15 protein-coding genes are annotated in these 14,615 nt (G+C 68.9%); 9 read left to right on the top strand and 6 right to left on the bottom strand.

Going from position 1 to position 14,615, the window contains the following annotated elements; translation table 11 throughout:
* The 8 genes from C667_RS13030 to iscX all read left to right on the top strand — a co-directional run.
* On the top strand, positions 1–1,023 hold a 1,023-nt coding region (locus C667_RS13030; protein WP_004365215.1), incomplete at its 5' end, for a cysteine desulfurase family protein.
* A gap of 57 nt (positions 1,024–1,080) precedes the next feature.
* On the top strand, positions 1,081–2,292 hold the full coding sequence (locus tag C667_RS13025; RefSeq protein ID WP_004365214.1) for an IscS subfamily cysteine desulfurase: 1,212 nt from the start codon (positions 1,081–1,083) through the stop codon (positions 2,290–2,292).
* A gap of 65 nt (positions 2,293–2,357) precedes the next feature.
* A complete protein-coding gene (gene iscU / locus C667_RS13020) occupies positions 2,358–2,741 on the top strand; it encodes a Fe-S cluster assembly scaffold IscU (RefSeq protein ID WP_004315115.1) in 384 nt (127 codons plus the stop codon).
* Between the two features lie 26 nt (positions 2,742–2,767).
* Positions 2,768–3,091 (top strand): iron-sulfur cluster assembly protein IscA, encoded by a 324-nt coding sequence (iscA, locus tag C667_RS13015; RefSeq protein ID WP_004365212.1) that lies wholly within the window; start codon positions 2,768–2,770, stop codon positions 3,089–3,091.
* Between the two features lie 10 nt (positions 3,092–3,101).
* A complete protein-coding gene (hscB, locus tag C667_RS13010; protein ID WP_004365211.1) occupies positions 3,102–3,635 on the top strand; it encodes a Fe-S protein assembly co-chaperone HscB in 534 nt (177 codons plus the stop codon).
* A 28-nt stretch (positions 3,636–3,663) separates the two neighbouring features.
* Positions 3,664–5,532 carry a Fe-S protein assembly chaperone HscA gene (gene hscA / locus C667_RS13005; RefSeq protein ID WP_004365210.1) on the top strand — a complete coding sequence of 623 codons (1,869 nt, stop codon included), beginning with the start codon at positions 3,664–3,666 and terminating at the stop codon, positions 5,530–5,532.
* A gap of 10 nt (positions 5,533–5,542) precedes the next feature.
* Positions 5,543–5,884 (top strand): ISC system 2Fe-2S type ferredoxin, encoded by a 342-nt coding sequence (fdx, locus tag C667_RS13000; RefSeq protein WP_004365208.1) that lies wholly within the window; start codon positions 5,543–5,545, stop codon positions 5,882–5,884.
* Position 5,885: 1 nt separating this feature from the next.
* Positions 5,886–6,080, top strand: coding sequence for a Fe-S cluster assembly protein IscX (gene iscX / locus C667_RS12995; RefSeq protein WP_004365207.1), 195 nt, complete (start codon positions 5,886–5,888; stop codon positions 6,078–6,080).
* 453 nt (positions 6,081–6,533) lie between these two features.
* Here the strand turns inward: iscX and C667_RS12990 are convergent, their stop codons facing one another.
* The 6 genes from C667_RS12990 to dapC form a co-directional block, all read right to left on the bottom strand.
* Positions 6,534–6,992 carry a response regulator gene (locus C667_RS12990; RefSeq protein ID WP_004365202.1) on the bottom strand — a complete coding sequence of 153 codons (459 nt, stop codon included), beginning with the start codon at positions 6,990–6,992 and terminating at the stop codon, positions 6,534–6,536.
* Positions 6,993–7,030: 38 nt separating this feature from the next.
* Positions 7,031–7,990 carry a 50S ribosomal protein L3 N(5)-glutamine methyltransferase gene (gene prmB / locus C667_RS12985; RefSeq protein WP_004365200.1) on the bottom strand — a complete coding sequence of 320 codons (960 nt, stop codon included), beginning with the start codon at positions 7,988–7,990 and terminating at the stop codon, positions 7,031–7,033.
* Positions 7,991–8,419: 429 nt separating this feature from the next.
* On the bottom strand, positions 8,420–9,577 hold the full coding sequence (gene dapE / locus C667_RS12980) for a succinyl-diaminopimelate desuccinylase (protein ID WP_004365198.1): 1,158 nt from the start codon (positions 9,575–9,577) through the stop codon (positions 8,420–8,422).
* A 24-nt stretch (positions 9,578–9,601) separates the two neighbouring features.
* Positions 9,602–10,774, bottom strand: a complete 1,173-nt coding sequence (locus C667_RS12975; protein ID WP_004365195.1) for a PilT/PilU family type 4a pilus ATPase — start codon at positions 10,772–10,774, stop codon at positions 9,602–9,604.
* 444 nt (positions 10,775–11,218) lie between these two features.
* A complete protein-coding gene (gene dapD / locus C667_RS12970; protein WP_004365194.1) occupies positions 11,219–12,040 on the bottom strand; it encodes a 2,3,4,5-tetrahydropyridine-2,6-dicarboxylate N-succinyltransferase in 822 nt (273 codons plus the stop codon).
* A 14-nt stretch (positions 12,041–12,054) separates the two neighbouring features.
* Positions 12,055–13,248, bottom strand: a complete 1,194-nt coding sequence (gene dapC / locus C667_RS12965) for a succinyldiaminopimelate transaminase (protein ID WP_004365193.1) — start codon at positions 13,246–13,248, stop codon at positions 12,055–12,057.
* A gap of 266 nt (positions 13,249–13,514) precedes the next feature.
* Here dapC and C667_RS12960 point away from each other — a divergent pair.
* Positions 13,515–14,615: chromosome segregation SMC family protein (locus C667_RS12960; protein ID WP_004365192.1), on the top strand; the 1,101-nt coding region annotated here is incomplete at its 3' end.

Below are 14,615 nucleotides of genomic sequence, written 5' to 3'. Positions count from 1 at the left end.
CAGGCGCGCGCGGCGGTGGACGACGCGCGCGCGCGCGTGGCGGCGGCGGTCGGCGCGCACGCGACCGAGGTGATCTTCACCAGCGGCGGCTCGGAGGCCAACAACCTCTTCCTCAAGGGCGCCGCGCCCAACCTCAAGCCGGGCGTGGTCGCGGTGAGCGCGATCGAGCATCCCTGCGTGCGCGAGCCGGCCCGCCAGCTGCGGCGCGCGGGCTGGACGCTGCGCGAGATCGCGGTGGATGCCGAGGGGCGGATCGACCCCGCCGACTGGGCCGCGGTGCTCGATTCCCGCCCCGGCCTGGTGTCGGTGATGCTGGCCAACAACGAGACCGGCGTGCTGCAGGACGTGGCCGCGCTGGCGCGCGCGGCGCGCGCTGCCGGCGCGTGGTTCCACACCGACGCGGTGCAGGCGCTGGGCAAGGTCGCGGTGGACTTTCGTGCGCTCGGCGTGCATGCGATGACGCTGTCCGCGCACAAGCTCGGCGGGCCGCTCGGCGCCGGCGCGCTGGTGGTGGACAAGCGCGTCGAGCTCGCGCCGCTGATCGCCGGTGGCGGGCAGGAGCGCGGGCTGCGCTCGGGCACCGAGAACGTCGCCGCGATCGTCGGCTTCGGCGTGGCCTGCGAGCGCGCGGCGGCGCGGCGCGAAGCCGAGGCCGCACGCCTGGCCACACTGCGCGACGAGCTTTGCGCTGCGCTCGCCGGGCGCGGCGCGCGGATCTTCTCGGTGGCTGCCCCGCGCCTGCCGAATACCGTATTCTTCGCCGTCGAGGACATCGACGGCGAGACCCTGGTCGGCCGCCTGGACCGTTCCGGCTTCGCCTGTGCGAGCGGCTCGGCGTGCTCGAGCGCGAACCCCGAGCCGTCCCACACCCTGCTGGCGATGGGCGTGGAACCCGGGCTGGCGCGCGCCGCGGTGCGCGTGAGCCTCGGCCGCGACACGCGCGCGGACGACGTGCGCAGCTTCATCGAAACCTTCGTCCGGGTCACGGACGAGCTCAAGAACCTGGCCTCGATCGGGGCCTGAACCGGCCAAGCTGGCCATCCACCGAACTCGCTAACGAAGAAAGTGCGGAGAGACACAATGCTGAAGTTCCCCATCTACCTCGACTACTCGGCGACGACCCCGGTCGATCCGCGTGTGGCGGCCAAGATGATCCCCTGGCTGACCGAGCACTTCGGCAACCCGGCCAGCCGCTCGCACGCCTACGGCTGGGAAGCCGAGAAGGCCGTCGAGGATGCGCGCGAAGAGGTCGCCGCGCTCGTCAATGCCGACGCGAAGGAGATCATCTGGACCTCGGGCGCGACCGAATCGAACAACCTCGCCATCAAGGGCGCGGCGCATTTCTACCAGGGCAAGGGCAAGCACATCATCACGGTGAAGACCGAGCACAAGGCCGTGCTCGACACGGTGCGCGAGCTCGAGCGCGAGGGCTTCGAGGCGACCTACCTCGACGTTCAGGAGAACGGCCTGATCGACCTCGAGGTGCTGAAGTCGGCGATCCGCCCCGACACCATCGTGGTGTCGGTGATGTTCGTGAACAACGAGATCGGCGTGGTCCAGCCGATCGCCGAGATCGGCGAGCTCTGCCGCGAGAAGGGCGTGGTCTTCCACGTCGACGCCGCACAGGCCACCGGCAAGGTCGAGATCGACCTCGACAAGCTCAAGGTCGACCTGATGAGCTTCTGTGCGCACAAGACCTACGGCCCCAAGGGCATCGGCGCGCTCTACGTGCGCCGCAAGCCGCGCGTCCGCCTGGAGGCGCAGATGCACGGCGGCGGCCATGAGCGCGGCCTGCGCTCGGGCACGCTGGCCACCCACCAGATCGTCGGCATGGGCGAGTCCTTCCGTCTCGCCCGCGAGGAGATGGCCGCGGAGAACGTCCGCGTCGGCAAGCTGCGCGACCGCCTGCTCGCCGGCCTCACCGACCTCGAGGCCACCTACGTGAACGGCGACCTCGAGCAGCGCGTGCCGCACAACCTCAACATCTCCTTCGCCTACGTCGAGGGCGAGTCGCTGATCATGGCGGTCAAGGACATCGCGGTGTCCTCGGGTTCGGCCTGCACTTCCGCCAGCCTCGAGCCGTCCTACGTGCTGCGCGCGCTCGGCCGCAACGATGAGCTCGCGCACAGCTCGATTCGCTTCACCATCGGGCGCTTCACCACCGAGGAAGAGGTCGAATATACGATCAAGCTCCTGCACGACAAGATCGGCAAGCTGCGCGAGCTGTCGCCGCTGTGGGAGATGTACAAGGATGGCGTCGATCTCGACGCGGTTCAGTGGGCTGCCCACTGAACTTTAGTGCAGAAGATGATGTAAATTGCAGGTGAACGAATTCACCGCCCCAGCAGGAGAAAAACATGGCATACAGCGAAAAGGTCCTCGACCACTACGAAAACCCCCGCAACGTCGGCTCCTTCGGCAAGGAAGAAGAAGGCGTGGCCACCGGCATGGTCGGCGCGCCCGCCTGCGGCGACGTCATGAAGCTGCAGATCAAGGTCGGCAAGGACGGCGTGATCGAGGACGCGAAGTTCAAGACCTACGGCTGCGGCTCGGCGATCGCGTCGAGCTCGCTGGTCACCGAGTGGGTCAAGGGCAAGACCCTCGACCAGGCGCTCGACATCAAGAACACGCAGATCGCCGAGGAGCTCGCGCTGCCGCCGGTGAAGATCCACTGCTCGATCCTCGCCGAAGATGCGATCAAGGCCGCCGTGGCGGACTATAAAAAGAAGCATGAGGCCTGAGCGGCCTTCGTCGAAGAGGAGGAAACATGCCTGTCACGCTTTCTGAATCGGCTGCGCGCCACGTTTCGAACTTCATCGCCAAGCGCGGCAAGGGCTTCGGCATCCGCCTCGGCGTGAAGACCTCGGGCTGTTCGGGCATGGCCTACAAGCTCGAGTTCGTCGACCAGACGGAGGACGAGGACGAGGTCTTCGAGAGCCACGGTGTCAAGGTCGTCATCGACCCCAAGAGCCTGGCCTATCTCGATGGCACCGAGCTCGACTTCGTCAAGGAGGGACTCAACGAGGGCTTCAAGTTCAACAACCCGAACGTCAAGGACCAGTGCGGGTGCGGCGAGAGCTTCAACGTCTGAGCCGCGCCCGATGAGCATCGACCTGACGCAGGACTACTTCGCCCTCTTCGGTCTGCCGCGCCGCTATGCGCTCGACGAAGGCGCGCTCGAAGCCGCCTGGCACGAGCTGCAGGGGCGTGTGCATCCCGACCGCCACGCCCACCTGTCCGACTTCGAGAAGCGGCGCTCGATGCAGTGGGCGACGCGGGTCAACGAGGGCTTTCGCGTGCTGCGCAAGCCGCTCGCGCGTGCCCAGTACCTGCTCGAGCTTGCCGGGGTCGATGCCGCGCTCGAGACCAACACCGCGATGTCCGCCGAGTTCCTCATGGAGCAGATGGAGTGGCGCGAGGCGGTGGAGGAGGCGCGCGAGGCCGCCGAGGTCTCCGAGCTCGAGGACCTGCACCGGCGTCTGCTCGGGCATGCCCGCGAGGTACGCGGGCATCTCGCCGCGCAACTGGACGAGCACCAGGACTACGAAGCCGCGGCCGACACCGTGCGTCGGCTGATGTTCATCGACAAGCTACAGCAGGAAATCGACGAAGCGCTGCTCGCGCTCGAAAACTAGAACGCTAAAAAGGCACGGAACAGCACCGATGGCTCTGTTGCAAATCACCGAACCCGGCATGTCCACCGAGCCGCACAAGCATCGGCTCGCCGTCGGCATCGACCTCGGCACCACCAATTCGCTCGTCGCCACCGTGCGCAACGGCATCGCGATCTGCCTGCCCGACGAGGCCGGCCGCACCATGCTGCCCTCGGCGGTGCGCTACCAGGCCGACGGCAGCATCGACGTCGGCCTCGTTGCGCTGCGGGCGCAGGCGGTGGATCCGCGCAACACCATCGTGTCGGTCAAGCGCTTCATGGGGCGCGGGCTCAAGGACGTGGCCCACATCGAGGCCATGCCCTACGACTTCGAGGACAGCCCCGGCATGGTGCGGCTGCGCACGGTGCAGGGCGTCAAGAGCCCGGTGGAGGTGTCCGCCGAGATCCTGCGCCGCCTGCGCGTGCGCGCCGAGGGCAGCCTGGGCGGCGCGCTGGTCGGGGCGGTGATCACCGTGCCGGCCTACTTCGACGACGCCCAGCGCCAGGCCACCAAGGACGCCGCCCGCCTCGCCGGGCTCGACGTGCTGCGCCTGCTCAACGAGCCGACCGCCGCGGCGGTCGCCTACGGCCTCGACAACGCGGCCGAGGGCGTCTATGCGGTGTACGACCTCGGCGGCGGCACCTTCGACCTCTCCATCCTCAAGCTCTCGCGCGGCGTGTTCGAGGTGCTGTCGACCAACGGCGACGCTGCGCTCGGCGGCGACGACTTCGATCATCGCCTGTTCTGCTGGATCCTTGACCGCGCCAAGATCTCGCCGCCCTCGCTGGAAGACGCGCGCCGCCTGCAGATGAAGGCGCGCGAGGCCAAGGAGCTGCTGACGAGCTGCGACGAGGCGCCGGTGCATGTGCGCCTGGCCTCGGGCGAAGAGGTCGACCTCGTGGTGACTCGCGAGGAGTTCGCCGAGATGACCACGCACCTGGTGCAGAAGACGCTCGCCCCGGTGCGCAAGGCCTTGCGCGACGCCGGCCTCGCGCCGGACGAGATCAAGGGCGTGGTGATGGTCGGCGGTGCGACCCGCATGCCGCACATCCAGCGCGCGGTCGCGAACTACTTCGGCCAGGAGCCGCTGACCAACCTCGACCCCGACAAGGTCGTCGCGCTCGGCGCGGCGATGCAGGCCAACGTGCTCGCCGGCAACCGCGCCGACCAGGACGACTGGCTGCTGCTCGACGTGATCCCGCTCTCGCTCGGCCTCGAGACCATGGGCGGGCTCGTCGAGAAGGTCGTGCCGCGCAACTCCACGCTGCCGATCGCGCGCGCGCAGGAGTTCACCACCTTCAAGGACGGCCAGACTGCGATGGCCTTCCACGTCGTGCAGGGCGAGCGCGAGCTCGTCTCCGACTGCCGCTCGCTGGCGCGCTTCGAGCTGCGCGGCATCCCCCCCATGGTGGCGGGCGCGGCGCGCATCCGCGTAGCCTTCCAGGTCGATGCCGACGGGCTGCTGTCGGTGTCGGCGCGCGAGATGTCCTCGGGCGTCGAGGCCAGCGTGCTGGTCAAGCCCTCGTACGGGCTGTCGGACGACGAGATCGCCGAGATGCTGCGCTCGGGCGTGGATCACGCCGGCGACGACATGGCCGCGCGCGCGCTGCGCGAGCAGCAGGTCGAGGCCGACCGCGTCGTCGAGGCCACCGAGCAGGCGCTCGCCCACGACGGCCACCTGCTCTCCTCCACCGAATCCGCCGAGATCCGCAGCGTGATCGCGCGCGTGCGCGAGCTGCGCGCGGGCACCGACAACCGCGCCATCAAGGCCGGTATCGACGCGCTCGCGCGCGCCACCGACACCTTCGCTGCGCGCCGCATGGACAACAGCATCCGCAGCGCGCTGGCCGGCCACAAGGTCGACGAACTCCCCATCTGAAATCCGCCCCATGACCCAGATCATCGTCCTGCCCCACGTCGAACTCTGCCCGGACGGCAGCGTCCTCGAGGCTGCCCCCGGCACCACCCTCTGCGACGCCTTGCTCGAGCACGGCATCGACATCGAGCACGCCTGCGAGAAGTCCTGTGCGTGCACCACCTGCCACGTCATCGTGCGCGAGGGCTTCTCCTCGCTGAACACCGCCGAGGACGAGGAGGAGGACCTGCTCGATAAGGCCTGGGGCCTGGAGCCGCAGTCGCGCCTGTCCTGCCAGGCGGTGGTCGCCGCGACCCCGCTGGTGGTCGAGATCCCGCGCTACACCATCAACATGGCTCGCGAAGGAAAGCACTGACATGAAGTGGACCGAGGTTCAGGAGATCGCCATCCAGCTCTCCGACGCGCATCCCGATGTGGACCCGACGCGGGTGAATTTCGTCGACCTGATGAACTGGGTGATGGCGCTGCCCGACTTCGACGACGACCCCAAGCGCTGCGGCGAACGCATCCTCGAAGGCATCCAGCAGGCCTGGATCGACGAGGTCGCCTGAAACCCGGGTCTGCATCAAAGAACCCGTCGCGCCTCGGCCCCCGTACATGAGGCGGGCCGCTTTCGCTGCAATGTAGGAGCGGTGGCAGCCGCGAACGCGGCCGTCGGGTATCCGCCGCGCGCCGCCATTTCCACCGCCCTGTTCGCGCCTTCCGGCGCTCCTACAGGAACCACCGCGCCTCCGGCCCCTGTAGGAGCTGCGGCAGCTGCGAACCCGGCGGTCCGGCAAATGACGCGCGCGCAGCACTCCACCGCCGCCTTCGCGCCTGCCGGCGCTCCTACGGGAACCACCGCGCCTTGGCCCCCTGTAGCTGCGGCAGCTGCGAACCCGGCGGTCCGGCAAATGACGCGCGCGCAGCACTCCACCGCCGCCTTCGCGCCTGCCGGCGCTCCTACGGGAACCACCGCGCCTTGGCCCCCCTGTAGGAGCGCCGGCAGGCGCGAAAACGGCGGCTCAATATGCGCCGCGCGCGACCGTCTCGGTGGTCTCGTTGAGCTCCAGCCAGTAGTGCCCGATCAGGCCGATCGCGCGCTCGAAGCGGTCGAAATCCACCGGCTTGCGGATGTAGCTGTTGGCGCCGAGGCGATAGGCCTGGGCGAGGTCGAGCGGTTCGCGCGAGGTGGTCAGCACGACCACCGGAAGCAGCGCGGTGCGCTGGTCGGCGCGGATGCGGCGCAGCACCTCCAGCCCGTCGATGCGCGGCAACTTGAGGTCGAGCAGCACCACGGCGGGTAGCGGTGGCAGCGGCTGCCCTACGCGGCCTCCGGTCGAGAACAGGTACTCCACCGCCTCCACGCCGTCGTGCGCCACCACCACCGGACTGGTGATGCGGTTGCGCGACAGCGCGTGCAGCGTCAGCGCCTCGTCGTCGGGGTTGTCCTCGACCAGCAGGATCGGTCTCTCGCTTGCCATGTGCCTGTCTGAATGGAGCGGTCTGCGCGGCGATCGGCTTAGAGGTCCTCGCGCCGTAGCAGGAACACCATGTCGTCGCCACCACGGGTGGACAACCACTGGAAGGGCAGGTCGGGGAACGCGGCCTCGACGATCTCGCGATTATGCCCGATCTCTACCGCCAGGATGCCGCCGGGGTTGAGGTGCTCGGCAGCCTCCGCCAGCAGGCGGCGCACCACGTCGAGCCCGTCCTCGCCCGAGGCGAGCGCCATCTGCGGCTCGTGCAGGTATTCCGGCGGCAGGGCGTCCATGGCCTCGGCGGTGACGTAGGGAGGATTGCTCAGGATCAGGTCGAAGCGGCGGCCTTCGAGTGCCTCGAAGACGTCGCCATGCACCAGTTCGATGCGATCCTCGAGGCCGTAGTCGGCGACGTTGATGCGCGCGACCTCGAGTGCGTCCTCGGACAGATCGACCGCGCACACCTCGGCGTTGGAGAAGACGTGCGCCATCAGGATCGCGAGGCAGCCCGAGCCGGTGCACAGGTCGAGCACGCTGGCCACCGCCTCCGGATCGTCCACCCAGGGCGCGAAGCCGTCCTCGAGCAGCTCGGCGAAGAAGGAGCGCGGCACGATCACGCGCGGGTCGACGGTGAAGCGGAAGTCGCCCAGCCAGGCCTCGCCGAGGATGTAGGCGGTGGGGATGCGCTCGTCGACCCGCTGCTCGATCGCTTCCAGCAAGGCGATGCGCTCTTCCGAGGGGATGCAGGCGTCCATGAAGGGCTCGAGGCGGTCGAGCGGCAGCGCGAGGCTGCCCAGGATGAGCCAGACGGCTTCGTCGAAGCTGTCGTGCACGCCGTGCCCGCAGAACACGCCAGCGCGGTTGAAGCGGGTGACGGCGTAGCGCAGCCAGTCGCGCACGGTGACGAGCTCGGCGAGCGGGCCGTGCTCGTGTTCGTGCTCGTGATCCGGGTTCTGGTCGAGGTCGTGGTCGGGGGCGTCGTCGTGATGGGTTTCAGGCATGGAGGGCTCGTTTCGTGGTTGGGAGCGTGCGAACCGCGTCGCGGTCGCGTCAGGCGTGGTGCCGATCGTAGCAGCGTCTGCGCAGCCGGTCGCGACGGTTTATGCGGGAGCGCCGGCAGGCGCTGAGGCGGCGGGGGCGTCCGGGACGCGCGTCCGTTGCCGGACCGCTGGGTTCGCAGCTGCCGCAGCTCCTACAGGGGGTCCGGAACGCGTGGCGGTTTGTGTAGGAGCGCCGGCAGGCGCGAAGGCGGCGGCGGGGATCGTGACGGGCTGCATTTGTTTGAACGCCGTGTTCGCGGCTGCCGCCGCTCCTACAGGGGGCTGGAGGTGCGATGGTTGCTGTAGGAGCGCCGGCAGGCGCGAAGGCGGCGGTGGAGGTCGTGACGAGCTGCACTTGTCTGAACGCCTGGTTCGCGGCTGCCGCCGCTCCTACAGGGGGCCAGGGGCGAGGAGGGCGGTCAGGGTGCGCTCGTACACCACCGACAAGGGCTCGATCGCGTCGGTCGCGATGTGCTCGTCGATCTTGTGGATGGACGCGTTGACCGGGCCGAACTCGACCACCTCGGCGCAGATCTCGGCGATGAAGCGGCCGTCGGAGGTGCCGCCGGTCGTCGACAGCTCGGTCTCGACCCCGAGCGTGTCGCGGATCGCGGCCGCCAAGGCGCCGACCAGCTTGCCGCGGCCGGTGATGAAGGGCTTTCCCGACAGGTGCCAGTCGATCTCGTAGTCGAGACCGTGGCGGTCGAGCACCTCGCAGGTGCGGCGCTTGAGCTCGTCCGCGCTCGACACCGAGCCGAAGCGGAAGTTGAACATCACCTCGCACACGCCCGGGATCACGTTGTTGGCGCCGGTGCCGGCGTGGATGTTCGACACCTGCCAGGTGGTGGGCGGGAAGAACTCGTTGCCCTGGTCCCACTCGATCGCCGCGAGCTCGGCGAGTGCCGGCGCGAAGAGGTGGATCGGGTTGCGTGCGAGCTGCGGGTAGGCGACATGGCCCTGCTGGCCCTTGACCCGCATCGTGCCCGACAGGGAGCCGCGGCGCCCGTTCTTGATCATGTCGCCGAGCGTCTTCACCGAGGTGGGCTCGCCCACCACGCAGTAGTCGAGGCGCTCGCCGCGCGCCGCCATCGCCTCGACGACCTTGACCGTGCCGTGGGTGGCGATGCCTTCCTCGTCGGAGGTCAGCAGCAGCGCGATGCTGCCGGCGTGGTCGGGGTGGGCGGCGACGAAGTGTTCGATGGCGGTGATGAAGGCGGCGAGCGAGGTCTTCATGTCGGCCGCGCCGCGGCCGTAGAGCACGCCGTCTCGGATCGTCGGTGCGAAGGGCAGCGAGGACCACGCGGCGTCCGGCCCGGGTGGCACGACGTCGGTGTGGCCGGCGAAGCACAGCACGGGGGCCGAGTCGCCGCGCCGCGCCCACAGGTTGCACACGCCGCCGCTGTCGATGCGCTCGATGCGGAAGCCGAGCGGGGCGAGGCGGGAGGCGAGGAGTTCGAGGCAGCCGGCGTCCTCCGGGGTAACGGAGGGGCGGGCGATGAGCTCGCAGGCGAGCGCGAGGGTGGGGGTGCTGGAGAGGCTGGTCTGCATGGGGGAGGGCGGCCGCGGGGGCGCCTAGTTGTTGTTGAGGTCCAGGGTGAACTCCTGGAAGGAGGCACCGTCGGTGTTGGTGGCCTCGAAACCGGTGATCGAGGTGGTGCCGTTGACCGTGAGCATCGGGTCGCTCTGCATCTGCGCGTTGTTGATCAGCCAGTGCAGGTTGCTCGGCGAATCGGCGTTGGCGAGCGCCTCGTCGAGGGTGATGATGTTCTCATGGTGGAGCCGGTAGAGCGCCTGCTCGAAGGTCTGCGAGCCCTGGGCGAGCGACTGCTCCATCGCCTCCTTGATCGCGTTGAGCTCGCCGCGCTCGACCAGTTCGGCGATGTGGCGGGTGTTCATGAGGATCTCGACCGCCGGGATGCGCTTGCCGTCGGGCTTGCGCACCAGGCGCTGGGAGATCACGCAGCGCAGCGCCACCGCGAGGTCGAGGTAGAGCAGCTGGCGGTTTTCCAGCGGGAAGAAGTTAACGATGCGATTGAGCGCGTGGTAGGCGTTGTTGGCGTGCAGCGTCGCCAGGCACAGGTGGCCGGTCTGCGAGTAGGAGATCGCCGCCTGCATGGTCTCGCGGTCGCGGATCTCGCCGATCAGGATGCAGTCGGGCGCCTGGCGCATCGCGTTGCGCAGGGCCTCGCTCCAGCTCAGGGTGTCGATGCCCACCTCGCGCTGGTTCACCACCGACTTGCGGTGCTTGAAGAGGTACTCGATCGGGTCCTCGATGGTGAGGATGTGACCGCTGCGGTTGCGGTTGCGGTGATCGATCATGGCTGCGAGCGTGGTCGACTTGCCCGAGCCGGTCGCGCCCACCACCAGCACCAGGCCGCGCTTCTCTAGGACGATGTCGTCGAGCACCGGCGGCAGGCCGAGCGCGCCGATGCTCGGGATGTCGCTCTGGATGTAGCGCACGACGACGGCCATCGAGTTGCGCTGCCAGAACACGTTGACGCGGAAGTTGCCGAGGTCTCGCCGGCCGAAGGACAGGTTGAGCTCGCGTTCGCGGTCGAGCACCGACTGCTGGGCCGGGGTGATCGCCTCGTGCAGCATGCGCTGGATCATCAGCGGGTCCATGACCTGCTGGTTGATCGGCATGGTGTGGCCCTGGATCTTGATGTGGATCGGGGTGCCGGCGGTGATGAAGATGTCCGAGGCCTTCTTCTCGGCCATCAACTGGAAGAGGTTGTCGAAGATCACGGCGTCGGACTCCTGTCGTCACCAAAAAATGCTGCTTACGCGCAGCGTAACCGCACGCTTATAGCAGACGCTGCTACGTCCGCATCGTCGCGACGCCCGCCTGTAGGAGCGCCGGCAGGCGCGAGGACCGGCGCGGACCGCCGCGAAGCGTGTGCCCGAGGCGGCGGCGGGTGGTGCAAGGCCGGATTCGCGCCTGCCGGCGCTCCTGCAGGGCGCTGGCGGTTCGATGTTCGCGCCTGCCGGCGCTCCTACAGGGGCGTCGGTGGTTCGATGTTCGCGCCTGCCGGCGCTCCTACAGGGCGTCTGCGGTTCGATGTTCGCGCCTGCCGGCGCTCCTACAGGGCGCGTGGCGGTTCGATGCTTGCGGCTGCGGGCGCTCCTACGGGGGGCGATGCGCGAGGGTTCATGTAGGAGCGCCGGCAGGCGCGAATTCTGCCAGCCCGCTCAGGCGCCGCGCAGCAGCTCGTTGATGCCGGTCTTGGCGCGCGTCTGCGCATCGACCCGCTTCACGATCACCGCGCAGTACAGGCTGTACTTGCCGCAGGCCGAGGGCAGGCTGCCCGGCACCACCACCGCGCCGGAGGGCACGCGGCCGTAGGTGACCTCGCCGGTCTCGCGGTCGTAGATCTTGGTGCTCATGCCGATGTACACGCCCATCGACAGCACGGCGTTCTCCTCGATGATCACGCCTTCCACGACCTCGGAGCGCGCGCCGACGAAGACGTTGTCCTCGATGATGACCGGGCCGGCCTGAACCGGCTCGAGCACGCCGCCGATACCGACGCCGCCCGACAGGTGCACGTTCTTGCCGATCTGCGCGCAGGAACCGACCGTGGCCCAGGTGTCGACCATCGTGCCTTCATCGACATAGGCGCCGATGTTCACGTAGGACGGCATCAGCACCACGTTCCTGCCGATGAAGCTGCCCTTGCGCGCCACCGCCGGCGGCACCACGCGGAAGCCGCCTTCGCGGAACTGCTCGGGGGTGTAGTCGCCGAACTTGGTCGCCACCTTGTCGAAGAAGTTGAGCCCGCCGGCCTGCACCACCTCGTTGTCGCGCAGGCGGAAGGAGACCAGCACGGCCTTCTTGATCCACTGGTTGACCACCCACTGGCCGTCCTTCTTCTCGGCCACGCGCAGCGTGCCGGCGTCCAGGCCGGCGATGACCTCTTCCACCGCGTTGCGGATTTCGGCGGGGGCGGAGGCGGGCGACAGGCTGGCGCGGTTCTCGAAGGCGGTGTCGATGATCGATTGCAGAGCGTGCATGTAGGGATTCTCTCTCAGAGGGTTTTGCAGAAATCGATGATGCGCCCGGCGGCCTCGACACACTCGTGCGTGTCGGCCACCAGCGCGATGCGGACGAAACCGGCGCCCGGGTTGACGCCGTTGGCTTCGCGGGCCAGGTAGCTGCCCGGCAGGACCGTCACATTATATTCAGCCTGCAGACGGCGGGCGAACTCGGTGTCCGGGATCGGCGTGCGCACCCAGTAGTAGAAGCCGGCGTCGGGCAGCGATACCGGCAGCCAGGGCTGCAGCATGGGCGTGATGCGGGCGAACTTGTCGCGGTAGAGGCGGCGGTTCTCCTCGACGTGCTCCTCGTCGTTCCAGGCCACCACCGAGGCCGCCTGCACCGCCGGGTTGAGCGCGCAGCCGTGGTAGGTGCGGTAGAGCAGGAAATCCTTCAGGATCCTCGCGTCGCCGGCGACGAAGCCCGAGCGCATGCCGGGCACGTTCGAGCGCTTGGACAGGCTGGAGAACATCACCACGTTGCGGAAGTCCGTACGCCCCAGGCGCCAGGCCGCCTCCAGGCCGCCGATCGGCTTGTCGGCGTCGTCGAAGTAGATCTCGGAATAGCACTCGTCGGCGGCGATCACGAAGCCGTAGCGGTCGGAGAGCTCGAACAGCGTCTTCCACTCGTCGAGCTTCAACAGGCGGCCGGTGGGGTTGCCCGGCGAGCACACATACACGAGCTGCACGTCGCGCCAGGTGGCCTCGTCGATGCTGCCGAAGTCCGAGCCGAAGTCGTTCTCGGGCAGGTTGTTGATGAAGATCGGCTCGGCGTTGGCGAGCAGGGCCGCGCCCTCGTAGATCTGGTAGAACGGGTTCGGGCACAGCACCTTGGCGCCGGGCTTGCTGCCATCGACCACGCACTGCGCGAAGGCGAACAGCGCCTCGCGGGTGCCCGCGACCGGGATCACCTGGCTGGCCGGGTCGATCTTCGGCAGGCCGTAGCGGCGCTCGAGCCAGTGCGCGATCGCGCCGCGCAGCGCGTCGCTGCCGAGCGTGGCCGGGTAGCTCGACAGGCCGCCGAGGTTGTCGGCCAGGGTCTGGCGGATGAAACCCGGGGTCGGATGCTGCGGTTCGCCGATCGACAGCCGGATCGGCTTGAGATGCGCGGGCGGCTCGACGTCGGCGAAGAGGGCGCGCAGCTTTTCGAAGGGATAGCTCTGCAGGCGGGCGAGGTTCGGATTCACGGGTACGCGGGCTCCTTGGCCGGCAATGGACGCGGGCGCAGAGTATACCTGCGTACGGCGGCGGCGCCCGCTGGAAGGCCGCGAGGCGTGGGCGGCCAAGGGATCGCGCGACGCGGCGCCCTTGCCTGACCGCGCCACGTAAGGTTTCGATGCGAGGCCGACGCGCGGGATGCCTTCGGCGCGGTGGTATGATGCCGGCCGCAAATGCGGGGTGCGGTGGGGTGGATCGCCGGCCTGCACGTCCCGCTGTCTTCCCTCTGCCCGCTGTGCGTCTCTCCAAGCTCAAACTCGCCGGTTTCAAGACCTTCGTCGATCCCACCACCGTGCTCACCCCCGGCAATCTCGTCGGCGTGGTTGGGCCCAACGGCTGCGGCAAGTCGAACATCATCGACGCCGTGCGCTGGGTGCTGGGCGAGACGCGCGCGTCCGCGCTGCGCGGCGAGTCCATGCAGGACGTGATCTTCAACGGCTCGACCACGCGCAAGGCGGTGTCGCGCGCGAGCGTGGAGCTGGTCTTCGACAACGCCGAGGGCCGGGCCGCCGGGCAGTGGTCGCGCTATGCGGAGATCTCGGTCAAGCGCGTGCTCGACCGCTCGGGCGAGTCGACCTACTACATCAACAACGTGCACGTCCGCCGCAAGGACGTGATCGATCTCTTCCTCGGCACCGGCCTGGGCCCGCGCGCCTACGCGATCATCGAGCAGGGCATGATCTCGCGCATCATCGAGGCGCGTCCGGAAGAGATCCGCGGCTTCCTCGAAGAGGCCGCCGGCGTCACCAAGTACCGCGAGCGGCGCAAGGAGACCGAGGGCCGGCTGCGCGACGCGCGCGACAACCTCGCCCGCCTCGACGACATCCGCATGGAGCTCGGCGAGCGCATCGTGCATCTCGAGGCGCAGGCCGCGGTGGCGGTGCGCTACCGCGAGCTCAACGCGACGCACGTCGAGAAGCAGCAGCTGTTGTGGCTGGTCAAGCGCAACGAGGCGCGTGCCGAGCAGGTGCGCGTGGCGGCGGCGCTGAACGAGGCGAGCAGCCGCATCGAGGCCGACAGCGCCCGCCTGCAGGAGCTCGAGGCCAGCGTGGAGACGCTGCGCGACGCGCACTTCGAGGCCTCGGAAGCGGTGCATGTGGCGCAGAACGACCTCTTCGCGGTGAGCGCCGAGGTCGCGCGCCTGGAGACCGAGCTGCAGCACCTCGGCGAGGCGCGCAAGCGCCTGGAGGCGCGCCTGGCGCAGCTCGAGCTCGACCGCGGGCACTGGTCCTCGCGCCGCGAGGCGCTCGCTGCCGACCGCGAGCGCTGGCAGGCGCTCGCCGAGAACGCCGCGCTGCGCGCCGAGCAAGCCGATGCCCGCCATCTGGAGATCGCG

Source organism: Thauera phenylacetica B4P (assembly GCF_000310225.1).
GTDB classification, from domain to species: Bacteria; Pseudomonadota; Gammaproteobacteria; order Burkholderiales; family Rhodocyclaceae; genus Thauera; species Thauera phenylacetica.
This window is presented reverse-complemented; position numbering and strand designations above follow the sequence as displayed.

Excerpts from the sequence above, each read along its gene's own strand:
- C667_RS12990 (WP_004365202.1), bottom strand. The coding sequence starts at position 6,992 with ATGGCAAGCGAGAGACCGATCCTGCTGGTCGAGGACAACCCCGACGAC.
- iscA (WP_004365212.1), top strand. The coding sequence starts at position 2,768 with ATGCCTGTCACGCTTTCTGAATCGGCTGCGCGCCACGTTTCGAACTTC.
- iscU (WP_004315115.1), top strand. The coding sequence starts at position 2,358 with ATGGCATACAGCGAAAAGGTCCTCGACCACTACGAAAACCCCCGCAAC.
- hscB (WP_004365211.1), top strand. The coding sequence starts at position 3,102 with ATGAGCATCGACCTGACGCAGGACTACTTCGCCCTCTTCGGTCTGCCG.
- dapE (WP_004365198.1), bottom strand. The coding sequence starts at position 9,577 with ATGCAGACCAGCCTCTCCAGCACCCCCACCCTCGCGCTCGCCTGCGAG.
- dapD (WP_004365194.1), bottom strand. The coding sequence starts at position 12,040 with ATGCACGCTCTGCAATCGATCATCGACACCGCCTTCGAGAACCGCGCC.
- prmB (WP_004365200.1), bottom strand. The coding sequence starts at position 7,990 with ATGCCTGAAACCCATCACGACGACGCCCCCGACCACGACCTCGACCAG.
- iscX (WP_004365207.1), top strand. The coding sequence starts at position 5,886 with ATGAAGTGGACCGAGGTTCAGGAGATCGCCATCCAGCTCTCCGACGCG.
- hscA (WP_004365210.1), top strand. The coding sequence starts at position 3,664 with ATGGCTCTGTTGCAAATCACCGAACCCGGCATGTCCACCGAGCCGCAC.
- fdx (WP_004365208.1), top strand. The coding sequence starts at position 5,543 with ATGACCCAGATCATCGTCCTGCCCCACGTCGAACTCTGCCCGGACGGC.
- C667_RS13025 (WP_004365214.1), top strand. The coding sequence starts at position 1,081 with ATGCTGAAGTTCCCCATCTACCTCGACTACTCGGCGACGACCCCGGTC.